The sequence below is a fragment of the Nocardia sp. NPDC055053 genome (assembly GCF_053608285.1).
This window is the reverse complement of record NZ_JBSGVD010000002.1, coordinates 168,679-182,088: the sequence shown is the minus strand read 5'-3', so window position 1 is coordinate 182,088 and position 13,410 is coordinate 168,679. Positions and strand designations below refer to the sequence as shown.

The 13,410-nt window shown below is 69.6% G+C and carries 12 protein-coding genes; 11 read left to right on the top strand and 1 reads right to left on the bottom strand.

The features are described 5' to 3' along the window. Nucleotides 1-224: 224 nt before the first annotated feature. The 11 genes from ACWF82_RS02775 to ACWF82_RS02725 are packed head-to-tail and all read left to right on the top strand — an operon-like array spanning nt 225 to nt 11,931. On the top strand, nt 225-1,604 hold the full coding sequence (locus ACWF82_RS02775; RefSeq protein WP_452497309.1) for an ABC transporter substrate-binding protein: 1,380 nt from the start codon (nt 225-227) through the stop codon (nt 1,602-1,604). 16 nt (nt 1,605-1,620) lie between these two features. Further along, nucleotides 1,621-3,744, top strand: coding sequence for a branched-chain amino acid ABC transporter permease (locus tag ACWF82_RS02770; RefSeq protein ID WP_452497307.1), 2,124 nt, complete (start codon nt 1,621-1,623; stop codon nt 3,742-3,744). Next, nucleotides 3,722-4,435, top strand: a complete 714-nt coding sequence (locus tag ACWF82_RS02765) for an ABC transporter ATP-binding protein (RefSeq protein ID WP_452497305.1) — start codon at nt 3,722-3,724, stop codon at nt 4,433-4,435. Before ACWF82_RS02770 ends, ACWF82_RS02765 begins: the two co-directional genes overlap by 23 nt. After that, complete coding sequence (locus ACWF82_RS02760) at nt 4,432-5,193, top strand: ABC transporter ATP-binding protein (protein WP_452497303.1); 762 nt, start codon at nt 4,432-4,434, stop codon at nt 5,191-5,193. The genes ACWF82_RS02765 and ACWF82_RS02760 overlap by 4 nt, the downstream gene beginning before the upstream one ends. Continuing rightward, nucleotides 5,190-5,549: a hypothetical protein gene (locus ACWF82_RS02755; protein WP_452497301.1), complete on the top strand. Its 360-nt coding sequence runs from the start codon at nt 5,190-5,192 to the stop codon at nt 5,547-5,549. The genes ACWF82_RS02760 and ACWF82_RS02755 overlap by 4 nt, the downstream gene beginning before the upstream one ends. A 29-nt stretch (nt 5,550-5,578) precedes the next feature. After that, nucleotides 5,579-6,745 carry an acyl-CoA dehydrogenase family protein gene (locus tag ACWF82_RS02750; protein ID WP_452497705.1) on the top strand — a complete coding sequence of 389 codons (1,167 nt, stop codon included), beginning with the start codon at nt 5,579-5,581 and terminating at the stop codon, nt 6,743-6,745. After that, a complete protein-coding gene (locus ACWF82_RS02745) occupies nt 6,745-7,509 on the top strand; it encodes an SDR family NAD(P)-dependent oxidoreductase (RefSeq protein WP_452497299.1) in 765 nt (254 codons plus the stop codon). The genes ACWF82_RS02750 and ACWF82_RS02745 overlap by 1 nt, the downstream gene beginning before the upstream one ends. Continuing rightward, entirely contained in the window at nt 7,509-8,792 is a 1,284-nt protein-coding gene (locus tag ACWF82_RS02740) for a CaiB/BaiF CoA transferase family protein (RefSeq protein WP_452497297.1), read from the top strand. The genes ACWF82_RS02745 and ACWF82_RS02740 overlap by 1 nt, the downstream gene beginning before the upstream one ends. Beyond that, on the top strand, nt 8,789-9,619 hold the full coding sequence (locus ACWF82_RS02735; RefSeq protein ID WP_452497295.1) for an enoyl-CoA hydratase/isomerase family protein: 831 nt from the start codon (nt 8,789-8,791) through the stop codon (nt 9,617-9,619). Before ACWF82_RS02740 ends, ACWF82_RS02735 begins: the two co-directional genes overlap by 4 nt. Before the next feature lie 2 nt (nt 9,620-9,621). Next, on the top strand, nt 9,622-10,764 hold the full coding sequence (locus ACWF82_RS02730) for a thiolase family protein (protein ID WP_452497293.1): 1,143 nt from the start codon (nt 9,622-9,624) through the stop codon (nt 10,762-10,764). Between the two features lie 15 nt (nt 10,765-10,779). After that, nucleotides 10,780-11,931 carry an acyl-CoA dehydrogenase family protein gene (locus tag ACWF82_RS02725; RefSeq protein WP_452497291.1) on the top strand — a complete coding sequence of 384 codons (1,152 nt, stop codon included), beginning with the start codon at nt 10,780-10,782 and terminating at the stop codon, nt 11,929-11,931. A 51-nt stretch (nt 11,932-11,982) separates the two neighbouring features. On the opposite strand, the gene ACWF82_RS02720 is transcribed toward ACWF82_RS02725, so the two are convergent. Continuing rightward, nucleotides 11,983-13,410, bottom strand: a complete 1,428-nt coding sequence (locus tag ACWF82_RS02720; RefSeq protein WP_452497289.1) for an aldehyde dehydrogenase family protein — start codon at nt 13,408-13,410, stop codon at nt 11,983-11,985.

Genomic DNA, 13,410 nt, shown 5'->3' with positions numbered 1-13,410 from the left:
CTCGCGAGAATGTGATTCTCCAAAACTGACTACTAGATTTCCATGCAGGTCGAGCACTGTCAAACGCGGCTTCGGCCGCCCGTCGCCGGGTGCTGGGCTGCCGCGCCGGTCGACCTGGAAGATTCATACTCTCCGGAAACTCGATATTGATTATCCAATTCTGAGAAGATAGTTTCCGTTGCAGCGGGCGCCATGCCGCCGCTGCTCACGGAGGAGGATTCACGGTGAAACCACAGCGAACAGTCATCGCCCTGATGGCGGTCGCTCTCCTGGTGGCAGGGTGCGGCCGGGAGGGCGGATCGAGCGAGGAGGGTGCGGGCGGTTCGGTTCCCGCCGCGTCCGGCGACTTCGGCACGCTCAGCGATGTCTGCAAGCCGGGCACGCCCGGTAGTACGCAGGCGCAGGGCGTGACGGCGACCGAAATCGAGGTCGGTGTCTTCTCCGACATCGGCTTCACCAAGAATCCCGACTTCGTCGACGCGGCGAAGGTCTTCACCTCCTGGTGCAACGCGGCGGGAGGGATCAACGGCCGCAAGATCGTCACCAACCTGCGCGACACCAAGCTCATGGAGGTCCGCCAGCGCATGCTCGAGGCCTGCCGGGAGGACTTCGTCCTGGTCGGTGGCAGCGCCGCGCTCGACGGTCTCGGCGTCAAGGACCGGCTCGACTGCCTGCTGCCGGAGTTCCCCGCGCAGGTCTCCCAGACCGCCAACACCGGCTCGGACCTGCAACTCGGCGCTGGCTCGTCGATGTCGGAGAACGTCAATCCCTATACCGGATTCCAGGATTGGCTCATCAACGAGGCGTTCCCCGGCTCCAAGAACGCCATCGGCATGATCAACGGCGACTCGCCGATCACCAAGGTCATGGGCGACAAGCTCACCGAGTCGTTCGGGGCCGCCGGCGCGAAGATCGCCTACAGCGACCTGTACCCGATCTCGGGCGTCTCGGACTGGACGCCCTACGCCCAGGCCATCAAGGCCGCCGGGGTCAAGGGCCTCATCTTCTACGGTGACTTCCGCTACCTTGCGAAGCTGCAGGACGTGCTGACCAGCATGAACTACAAGCTGGACTGGATCGACGCCAACGCCAACGCCTACAACAAAGTGTTCCTCGACTCGGCGAAAAGCTCACTCGGACAGCAGAACAACGTGCTCGACATGAGCGGCACCGCGCCACTGATCGCGGCCGACCGGGTGCCCGCGGTGCAGCAGGTGAAGGATCTCTTCGAGCGGTACGCCCCAGGCAGCGCCATCACCTTCCAGGTGCTGCGCGCCTTCCAGTCCTGGCTGTTGTTCGCGAAATCGGCCACCGCGTGCGGTGACGACCTGACCCGCGCCTGCGTCTACCGGACCGCGGCGAAGGAGACGGCCTGGACCGCGGGCGGGCTGCAGGCTCCGGTCGATCTGTCCAAGCCGCTGGCCGAGCAGACCCGCTGCTTCAATGTGCAGCAGGCCGGTCCGGACGGGTGGAAGTCCGCGCAGTTCTCGCCGAACACCGAGGGGCTCTACCGCTGTGGCTTCACCCCGTACCGGTACAAGGCCGACTTCGGTCAGCCGACGACCCTGGCCTCGGTCGGCAAGAGCCTCGCGGATCTGAAGTGACGGAGCGCGCCCGCTGATGGAGCAATTCCTCGCCTTCGGCATCGTCGGCCTGAGTACCGCCGCGATCTACGCCGTGATCGGTAGCGGCCTGGTACTCACCTACACCACCACCGGGGTGTTCAACTTCGCGCACGGTGCGGCGGGAATGGTCTCGGCCTTCGTCTACTGGCAGCTGTCGGTCGGCTGGGGCTGGCCGGTTCCGCTCGCGCTGGCCGCGGTGCTGCTGGTCTTCGCCCCGGCCTTCGGGTTGTTCTTCGGCCGGACCCTGGCCCCGACCCAGGGGCTGGGCGACGCCGAGAAATTGGTGATGACCATCGCGCTGCTCAGCGGGTTGATCGTGCTGGCGCGCTGGATCTGGAATCCGAGCGAATCGCGGTCGCTGCCGCGGTTCTTCGCGGACCAGCCGTCGATCGACCTGGGCGTGGTGACGCTGACCTGGCACCAGGCGCTGACCATCGCGGTCGCGATCGCGGTGGCGATAGCGCTGCGGATCCTGTTGTACCGCACCCGGACCGGGGTGGAGATGCGGGCTACCGTCGACGACCGCGCCCTGGTCGGGCTCACCGGCGCCGACCCGCAGCGGGCCAACCGGATCGCCTGGATCCTCGGCATCGAACTGGCCGCGATCGGCGGCATCCTGATCGCGCCGATGGTCACCCTGGACGCGGCACAGCTGTCGCTGCTCATCGTGAGTGCCTACACCGCCGCCATTTTCGGGCGGTTGCGCAATCTGCCGATGGTGTTCGCCGGCGCGGTGGTGGTCGGTCTGCTGGAGAGCTACCTGACCGGGTATCTGCCGCGGAACGAGTACCTGCCGGGGCTGCGGCTCGCGGCGCCCGCGCTGCTGTTGTTCGTCGCGTTGCTGTTGTTCCCGCACGGCCGGTTGCGCGGTCGCGACCGGCGCGTCGGCGCGGTGCCGCTGCCCACCCTCGGTGGCTCGGCGGTCTTCGCGGCGGTGATCGTCACCCTCGGCCTGATGCTGGCCACCATGCTGAGTGAGCCGGATCTGATCACCTACGGCGCCATGTTCGCCTGGGGTGTCATCGCGCTGTCGTACGTGCCGCTGCTCGGGTTCGCTGGACAGATCTCGCTGTGCCAGCTCGGGCTGGCCGGTATCGGCGCGGTGGCCTACGGGCATCTGGGGCCGGACGGTCAGTGGTGGGCGCTGTTGGCGGCCATGGGTGTCGCGGGACTGGTCGGCGCGGTGATCGCCGTTCCGGCACTGCGGCTTTCGGGTGTCTATATGGCGCTGGCCACCGCGGCCTTCGCCGTCGTGCTCGACCGGTGGATCTTCACGCTGCCCGCCTTCGAGATCCTCGGGGTGCGGATCGCGCTGTTCGATCAGGGGTCGGTGTCGATCGCCGGACCGGACCTGTTCGGGCTGAAGGTGGAGACGACCGCCGGGATCACCGTGTTCGCCGCGGTCTGCCTCGCGGTGGCATGCCTCGGTGTCGCGCTGTTGCGGCGCAGCCGATTCGGCCGCCGCCTGATCGCGCTGCGGGACAGCGAGGCCGCCTACGCGACCCTCGGCGGCAGCCTGCTGCTGGCGCGGGTGACGGTGTTCGCGCTGTCGGCGGCCATCGCCGGACTGGGTGGCGCGCTGTACGGGATGCAGATGCGGGCCGTGGCGCCGGACCAGTTCAACCTGGTGGCGGGGCTGCCGATCTTCCTGATCGTCACCATCGCCGGGCTCGGCGCGATCGGGGCTGGCATGTTCACCGGTCTGGTGTTCGCCGGTCCGCTGAACGTGATTCCGGTGCTGTGGCCCGGTCTGCTGAATCTCTCGCAGGTGCTGCCCTCGCTGGGCGGCATCCTCTTCGGCGGCGGCGTGCTGAAGGAGGGTGCCATCGCGCCGCTGCGCCGGGAGTGGTTCCCGATGCTGCGCGACCGGGTGGTGGCGCCGCTGCTGGTGCTAGTCGTGCTCGGGCTGTGGGGCCTGCGGCTGCTCGCGGCGATCGACGGCTGGGCCTTCACCGCCGGTGTCGTCGTCGCGGCGGTGGCGGCGCGGATCTGGAGTTCGGCGCGCAACCGGCCCCCGGCCGATCCGTCGGTGGTGCCGGTCGAATGGTGGGGCATCCGGCGCCCCTGGACATCCGAGGACAAGGAGGTGCTCGACCGTGCCGTCGCTACTGGAAGTTGACGATGTCACCGTCGTGTTCGGCGGCAACCGGGCACTGGACACCGCAACGCTGCGCGCCGAAGCCGGCGCGATCACCGGCCTGATCGGCCCCAACGGCGCGGGCAAGAGCACGCTGTTCGACGTGATCTGCGGCCTGCGCACCCCGGTGCGCGGACGGGTGAGCCTCGCCGGTCGCGATGTCACCCGGGCCGGGCCGGCCCGCCGCGCCCGGCACGGGATGGCGCGCACATTCCAGCGGCTCGAACTGTTCGGCAGGCTCAGCGTGCGCGACAACCTCCTTGTCGCCGCCGAACTCGGGCAGGACCGGCGCCGGGCCGCGCAGATCGCCGACGACATCATCGACCGGTTCGGCCTTGCCGCGGTCGCCGACGCCTGCGCCGACGAATTGCCCACCGGCACCGGCCGTCTGGTCGAGGTCGGCCGCGCGGTCGCGGCCCGGCCCAGCGTGATCCTGCTCGACGAACCCGCCGCCGGTCAGGACCACGCCGAGACCGAGCGCTTCGGCGAGCTGCTGCGCGCGCTCGCCGACGAGGGCACCGCGGTGCTGCTGGTCGAACACGACATGGGCCTGGTGATGAACGTCTGCGACGAGGTCTATGTGCTCGACCTCGGCAGGATGATCGCCTCCGGTCCACCCGCGACCATCCGCTCGGACGAGGCCGTCCTCGCTGCCTACCTGGGGGACCTGTGACCACCGTGCATCCGGCCGCCACAGCGGCCTCGACCGGGACCACCGGCCCGGCGCCCCTGGTTGCGCTGCGGGGTGTGCGCGCCGCCTATGGTGCGATCACCGTGCTGCACGGTGTCGACCTCGAGGTCGCGGCCGGTGAGGTCGTCGCACTGCTCGGACCCAACGGCGCGGGCAAGACGACGGCACTGAACGTGGTGGCGGGCACCCATCCGCCGACGGCGGGCAGCCTGGAGCTGGGTGGGCGCGACGTCACCGGGGCGGCGGCCCGCGATCTGGCGGGCGCGGGTGTCTGCCTGATCCCCGAAGGGCGCGGGGTGTTCCCGAATCTCACTGTGCGCGAGAACCTCTGGATGATGACCCGCACCGGTCGCACCCGCGCGCAGATCGAGGAGATCGCCTTCGACCGGTTCCCGATCCTGCACACCAGGGCGGGCCAGGTGGCGGGCACCATGTCCGGCGGCGAGCAGCAGATGCTGGCCCTTGCCCGGGGACTGGCCACCGACCCGGCGGTGCTGCTGCTCGACGAACTGTCCATGGGCCTGGCCCCGCTCGTGGTCGAACGGCTCTACGCACAGGTCGCCGAGATCGCCCGCCAGGGCGTGGCGGTGCTCGTCGTCGAGCAATTCGCCGCCGCCGTCCTCGACATCGCCGACCACGCGGCCGTGCTGGTGCGCGGACGCGTCGTGCGCCGCGGACCTCCGGACAGCGGTCTCCGCAACGAATTGGCTGCCCTCTATCTAGGAAGTGACCCATCATGACCGAATCCCGCGCGGACCGTTTCGCCCGAGACCTGCGAGAACTCGAGATTCCCGATCCGTCGGCCGGCCGCTCCGGGCTGTGGCTGCGCACCGGCGCCGTCCTCCTGGTGGCCGGGCCGGTGCTCGTCGTACTGGCCTACCTGATGTCGCACGGCACCACCGATCCACTGACCCAGCGCGACGCCATCGTGCTGGCTCTGGGCGGGGTGGCCGCCGCCGTCAGCGGTGGTGCGGTGTTCCTGCGCTACTCGCTGACCAACTTCCTGCGGTTCTGGCTGGCCCGGCAGGCCTTCGAGCTGGACGGACTGGCCGAACGGGCGATCCGGGAGCCGATGCCGTCCGGACCGGCCGACTGAGGCGAGGAGACCGAACAATGCCCGATGGCATGCATTTCGACCTGTCCGAGGACCAGGAGCTCATCCGCTCCTCGGTCGCGGAGCTGTGCCGCAAGTTCGACGACCAGTACTGGCTGGAACACGACCGGGACCACCTGTTCCCCACCGAGTTCTACCGGGCGATCGCCGGCGGCGGGTGGCTCGGCATCACCATCCCCGAGGAGTACGGCGGGCACGGACTCGGCATCACCGAGGCCACCCTGCTGGCCGAGGAGGTGTCGCGCTCCGGCGGCGGGATGAACGCCGCGAGCTCGATCCACATGTCCATCTTCGGCATGCAACCGGTGGTGGTGCACGGCTCCGAGGCACTCAAGCAGCGCACTCTGCCGCGCATCGCCGCCGGTGAGCTGCACGTCTGCTTCGGCGTCACCGAACCCGGTGCGGGACTGGACACTCCGCGCATCACCACCTCGGCCCGCCGCGACGGCGACCACTACGTGGTCAACGGGCGCAAGGTGTGGATCTCCAAGGCACTCGAGTCGGAGAAGATCCTGCTGCTGACCCGGACCACGCCCTACGACGAGGTCGAGAAGAAGACCGACGGCATGACCCTGTTCCTGACGGATCTGGACCGTGCCAACGTCGACATCCGCCCGATCGCCAAGATGGGCCGCAACGCGGTGAGCTCGAACGAGCTGTTCATCGACGATCTGCGGGTGCCGGTCGAGGACCGGGTCGGCGAGGAGGGGCAGGGCTTCCGCTACCTTCTCGACGGTCTCAACCCCGAACGCATGCTGATCGCGGCCGAGGCGCTCGGCCTCGGCCGGGTCGCGCTGGACCGCGCGGTGCGCTACGCCAAGGAACGCGTCGTCTTCGACCGGCCGATCGGCATGAACCAAGGTATCCAGTTCCCGCTGGCCGACTCGCTGGCCCGGCTCGACGCCGCCGAGCTGGTTCTGCGCAAGGCGACCTGGCGCTACGACAACGGCAAATCGTGTGGGCGCGAAGCGAATACGGCGAAATACCTGTGCGCCGACGCCGGTTTCACCGCCGCCGATCGCGCCCTGCAGACCCACGGCGGGATGGGGTACGCCGAGGAGTACCACGTCTCGCGGTACTTCCGGGAGTCGCGGGTGATGCGCATCGCGCCGGTCAGCCAGGAAATGATCTTGAACTTTCTGGGCACACACGCCCTGGGACTGCCGAGGAGCTACTGATGGCACCGCGCACACTGTTCGATCTCACCGGCCGCGCGGCGCTGGTGACCGGGGCGGCGGGCGGCATCGGTGCCGCGGTAGCCCAGGCGCTCGCCACGGCAGGCGCCGCGGTGCTGGTGACCGATCTGGACGGTGCGGCCGCGGCCGCCGTCGCGGAGAAGATCACCGGAAACGGCGGCACCGCGGCGAGTTTCGCCTTCGATGTCACCGACGCCGACGCGGCGGCCGAAGCTGCCGAGCGAGCGGCCGCCCTGGCCGGCGGCGCGTTGCACATCCTGGTCAACAACGCCGGGGTGACCGCACCGGCGATGCTGAACAAGACCACCGGGGAATCGGTGCGGCGCCTGTTCGACATCCACGCACTCGGGGCCATCCAGTGTGTCCAGGCGGCACTGGAATACCTGCCCACCGACGGTACCGGGCGGATCATCAACGTCACCTCCGCGGCGGGCATCGTCGGCACGCTCGGTCAGGTGAACTACTCGGCGGCCAAGGCCGCGGTCATCGGCATCACCAAGTCGATGGCGAAAGAGCTGGCGCGCAAGCAGATCCTGGTGAACGCGGTGGCACCGCTGGCCGCGACCACGATGACGCACGCCATCCGCACCGACGACCGATTCGCGCCGCAGATGCTGGACCGGATCCTGTTGCGCCGCTGGGCCGAACCGGACGAGGTGGCGGGCGCGTTCGTGTTCCTTGCCTCCGACGCCGCCTCCTTCGTCACCGGGCAGGTGCTGCCGGTGGACGGCGGCACGGTGATCTGATGGCGCCGGTCGACCCACCCGCGGCCGCGCCGCTGGCCGGGATCACTGTGATCGCAATGGAACAGGCTGTCTCGGCGCCCATGTGCACCCGGGTGCTGGCCGACTTCGGTGCGCGCGTCATCAAGATCGAGAACCCGGTGGGCGGCGATTTCGCCCGGCACTACGACGATGTGGTGCTCGGGCAGGCCGCCCACTTCGTCTGGGTGAACCGGGGCAAGGAATCGGTCGCTCTGGATCTGAAATCCGTTGCCGGGCTGGATATTCTGCATCGCCTGCTGAACGGCGCCGATGTGCTGGTGTCCAACCTCGCGCCGGGAGCCACCGCCAGGCTGGGGTTGTCACCGGACGAGCTCGCCGCCCGCTATCCCTCGCTCGTCGCGGTCGAGATCGACGGGTTCGGCCGGAACGGACCGCTGTCGCACAAACGCGCCTACGACCTGCTCGTCCAGGCCGAGGCCGGGGTCTGCGCGGTGACCGGGACAGCTGGGCAACCCGCCAAACCCGGTCCACCCGTGGCGGATGTGACCACCGGGCTCTATGCCGCGCTCTCGATCATGATGGCGCTGTACCGCCGTGATGCCGTGGTCGGACCGGGCCCGGTTCATCCGGGTGAGCACAGCGTCGCGCCATCGACTCGCGCGGGCGCCGCCATCGGTATCAGCCTGTTCGACACCATGGCCGAAATGATGGGCTATCACCTCACCTACGCCCGCCACGCCGGTGTGGACCAGGAACCCCTCGGCATGAGCTCACCCGCGGTCGCCCCCTACGGCGCCTATCCGACCGCCGACGGCCACACCGTCGTCCTCGGCACCACCAACGACCGCGAATGGCAGCGCCTGGCGACTACGATCCTGCAACGCCCGGATCTCGCCGCCGACAACCGTTTCCGTACCAACCCCGGCCGTACCGCGCACCGCGCCGAACTCGATGCGGCGATCACCGCCTGGTGCTCGCGCCACGACCTGGCGGACATCCAGCGCATCGCCGACACCGCGGGCATCGGCAACGCCCGCTACAACCGCCCTAGCGAAGTCGTCGCCCACCCTCAACTCGCACAGCGCGACCGCTGGCGTGACATCGACACCCCCGCCGGACCCATCCCGTCCCTGCTGCCCCCGGCGTTGATCGCCGACTACGAAGCACCCATGGGCGCGGTGCCCGCCCTCGGCGCCGACACCGCCCGCATCCTGGCCGAATTGGGCTGTACAGCACCGGAACTGGACCAGTTGCGCGACGCCGGGGTGATCGGCGGCGCGGTCCACTCCGAGGCCGCGTCATGACCGGCGCCGACAGCCCGGTGCTCCTGACGACCGATCGGGACGGCGTTCGCACGCTGACTCTCAACCGTCCACACCGGCGCAATGCCATCGACGCCGAGCTCTTCGCCGCCCTGGCCGACGCACTGCGTGCAGTCGCGACCGATCGCAGCGTGCGGGCGCTGGTCCTCGCCGGGGCGGGCAGCGCCTTCTGCTCGGGTGCCGATATCTCGGTGCCCGACAACGCGCATCCGATCTATCGCATGCGTCCGCTCGCCGACGTGGCGACGTTGCTGCACGAACTGCCGCTGCCGACGGTCGCCAAGGTCACCGGACCCGCGATCGGCGCCGGGTGGAATCTGGCGCTCGGCTGCGATCTGGTGGTCGCGACGCCGGAATCAACCTTCGCGCAGGTGTTCACGGCCCGCGGGCTCACCCTCGACCTCGGTGGCTCGTGGTTGCTGCCCCGGCTGGTGGGGATGCAGCAGGCCAAGCGGCTGACGCTGCTGGCCGAGACCATCGATGCCACCGAAGCGCACGCGCAGGGGTTGGTCACCTGGATCAGGTCCGTGGACGAGATCGACGCGTTCACCGACGATCTCGCCGCCCGGCTGGCCGCGGGTCCGCCGGTGGCGCTGGCCCAGACCAAGGCGCTGCTGCACGAAGGCGCCGACACCACCCTGCGCCAGGCGCTCGCCGCCGAATCCCGCGCGCAGGGACTGAATTTCGCCACCGCCGACGCGCCGGAAGCCTTCGCCGCGTTCGCCGAACGGCGCGAGCCACGTTTCACCGGTCGGTGGACGGTCCATCGTCCACCGATCCGTCCCACGAGCTCCGAGAACGGGAGATAGCTATGCCCGAGGTAGTCATCGCCGGCGCGGTCCGCACCGCGGTCGGCAAACGTAACGGCGGTCTGGCCGGGGTGCACCCGGCCGACCTGTCCGCCCAGGTACTCACCGCGCTGGCCGCACGCACAGGCCTCGATCCGGCCGTCGTCGACGACGTGGTGTGGGGCTGTGTTTCCCAAGTGGGCGACCAGTCCAGCAATATCGGCCGGTACGCGGTGCTGGCCGCCGGCTGGCCGGAGAGCGTGCCCGGCACGACCGTGAATCGCGCCTGCGGGTCCAGCCAGCAGGCCGTCGACTTCGCCGCGCAAGCCGTCATGTCCGGTATGGCCGATGTCGTTGTCGCCGGTGGCGTCGAGGTGATGAGCCGGGTGCCGCTCGGTGCCGCGAAAGCCGGTGGCGCGCCGTACGGTCCGCGGGCGCTGGCCCGCTATGACGGCTTCTCCTTCAACCAGGGCGTCTCGGCCGAACTCATCGCCGAGAAGTGGGGCCTGGACCGGACGCGCCTCGACGAGTTCTCCGTGCTGTCGCACGAACGCGCCGCCGCGGCCCAGGACGCGGGGGCCTTCACCGCGCAGATCGTGCCCGTGACCACCGACGACGGTGTGGTCGAGGTCGACGAGGGCATCCGCCGGGGGAGCAGCGTGGAGAAGCTGGCGAAGCTGAAACCGGCCTTCCGCGACGACGGCGTCATCCACGCGGGCAACTCCTCCCAGATCTCCGACGGCGCCGCCGCCATGGTGCTTACCACCCCGGAGAAGGCTCGCGACCTGGGGCTCTCCCCGCTGGCCCGCTATCGGGCTGGCGCGGTGGCCGGTGCGGACCCGGTGCTCATGCTCACCGGCCCGATCCCCGCCACCGAGAAGGTGCTGCGCCGCGCCGGACTCGCCCTGTCCGAGATAGGGGTGTACGAGGTGAACGAGGCCTTCGCCCCGGTGCCGCTGGCCTGGCTGGCCGAGACCGGCGCCGACCCTGCCCGGCTCAACCCGCTCGGTGGGGCGATCGCGCTCGGTCATCCGCTCGGCGGCTCCGGCGCGGTCCTGCTGACCCGCATGCTGCATCACATGCGCGACAACGGGATCCGCTACGGGTTGCAAACCATGTGCGAGGGCGGCGGCACCGCCAACGCCACCGTCGTCGAGCTCGTCTGAGACCGGGGAGAGCACATGCGTCGCGAATTGTTCACCCCCGATCACGAGGCGTTCCGCGAACTGGTGCGAGGTTTCGTCGAGAAGCGCATCGCACCGAACTACGCGGACTGGGAACGCGCCGGGCGGATGCCCCGCGAGATCTTCACCGAGATGGGCGAACTCGGCCTGCTCGGTATCGCGCTGCCCGAAAAGTACGGCGGCGCCGGCCTGCGCGATTACCGCTACAACGTGGTCCTGCAGGAGGAGGCCGCCCGCGCCCTGGTGACGCTCGGGACCGTCCGCACCCAGCTCGACGTCATCCTGCCGTACTTCCTCGAATACGCCGATGCCGCGCAACGCCAGCGCTGGTTCCCCGGCCTGGCCGACGGATCGCTGCTCACCGCCATCGCCATGACCGAGCCCGGCACCGGCTCCGACCTGGCGGGCATGCGCACCGGCGCGGTCCGCGACGGCGACCACTACATCCTCAACGGCGCCAAGACCTTCATCACCGGCGGGCTGCTCGCCGACCTGGTGATCGTCGTGGCCCGCACCGCCACCGATCCCGACAACCGCAGGGCCGGGCTCACCCTGCTGGTCGTCGAGGACGGGATGCTCGGCTTCGAACGCGGCAGGGAACTGGAGAAGATGGGCTGCAAGGTGCAGGACACCATGGAGCTGTCGTTCACCGATGTGCGGGTGCCGGTGGCCAACCGGCTGGGGGAGGAGGGCGCCGCCTTCGGCTATCTCGGCCACAACCTGCCCCAGGAACGGCTCACCGTCGCGGTCGGCTCGGTAGCCCAGGCTCGCGCGGCGATCGGCGCCACCGTCGAATACACCAGGGAGCGTCGAGCTTTCGGTACGCCGGTCGCCTCGTTCCAGAACACCAAGTTCGAGCTGGCGGCCCTGTCCACCGAAGTCGAGGCCGCGCAGACCATGATCGACCGCGCCGTGACGGACCTGGTCGACGGCGTGCTCTCCGGCGCCGACGCCGCCCGGGTGAAACTGTTCTGCACCGAGGTACAGGCCCGCACCGTCGACCGCTGCCTGCAACTGTTCGGCGGCTACGGCTACATGACGGAATACCCGATCGCCCGCCTCTACACCGACGCGCGCGTGGCCCGGATCTACGCCGGGACCAGCGAGGTGATGAAAATGATCGTCGCCAGAGACCTCGGCCTGTCCTGACTCACCGGGAAAGCGCCGGAATCCTGCGATTCCGGCGCTTTTCGCGTCCGCTCAGACGGTTGGTGCGTACCCGAGGATGCCCTTGATCTCGAGGTAGTCGTCGAAACCGAAGGCACCCCATTCGCGGCCGTTGCCGCTCTTGCGGAATCCGCCGAAGGGGCAGTGGAAATCGAATCCGTCGTTGATCGAGACGTAGCCGGCGCGGATGCGGTGGGCGACCGCTCGTGCCTGGTCGAGGTCGGCGCCGGCGACATTGCCGGCCAGACCGTACTCGGTGTCGTTGGCGATCTCCACCGCGTGATCGATGCTGTCGTAGGCCAGGATCGTCAGTACCGGGCCGAAGATCTCCTCGCGCGCGATCGTCATGTCGTTGGTGACGTTCGCGAACACCGTCGGCTTGACGTAGTAGCCCTTCGTCAGCCCGGCCGGGCGCCCGGTGCCGCCGACGACCAGGGTCGCGCCCTCGTCGATCCCGCGCTGGATGAGCCCCTGGACCTTGTCGAACTGCGCCTTCGACACCACCGGGCCGAGAGTGACCTCGGTGGCCGGATCGCCGACGGTCAGCTGCTCGGCGGCCGCCTTCGCCGCCGCGATCGCCTCGCCCATCCGGGCACGCGGCACGAGCATCCGGGTCAGCGCGCTACAGGTCTGGCCGGAATTCATCATCAGCGGACCGATGCCCGCCGCGACGTTCGCCGCGAACTGCTCGTCGTCGAGCACGATATTGGGGCTCTTGCCGCCGAGCTCCTGGGTGACCCGCTTGACGCTGGGAGCCGCGGCGCGAGCCACCTCGATCCCGGCCCGGGTGGAACCGGTGAAGGAGATGACATCGACATCCGGGTGCGCGGCCAGCGGCGCGCCGACCCCTGGCCCGTCGCCGTGAACCAGGTTGAAAACCCCGGCGGGCACCCCGGCGGCATCGAGCACCTCGGCGAAGATCTGCGCGCTGAACGGCGACTGCTCCGAGGGCTTGAGCACGACGGTGCAGCCGGCCGCCAACGCCGGGAACACCTTGACCGCGATCAGGCTCAACGGCCAGTTCCACGGCGTGATCAGTCCCGCGACGCCGATCGGCTCGCGGGCGATCAGCGTGGCGCCGCGCTGCTCGGTGAACGGATAGTCGCGCAGCACCTCGATCGCCGTATCGAGATGTCCGGCAACGAGATTCAGCTGGAACCCGTTGGCCAGCGCGGCCGGGGCGCCCATCTCGGCGGTCAGCGCGGCCGCGATGTCACCGCGGCGGCGCGCGAACTCGGCGCCGATCGCGGTGAGCACGGCCAGACGCTCGTCGACCGAACTCGCCGACCAGCTCGCGAACGCGCTGCGCGCGGCGGCCACCGCCCGGTCGACATCGGCCGCGGTGCCCGCGGCGACGGTGCCGTAGACCTCCTCGGTGGCCGGATCGATGACCTCGAAGGTCGCGGTGCCTGCCGGTTCGATCCATTTGCCGCCGACATAGAACGTGGAAACAGCGGGCAT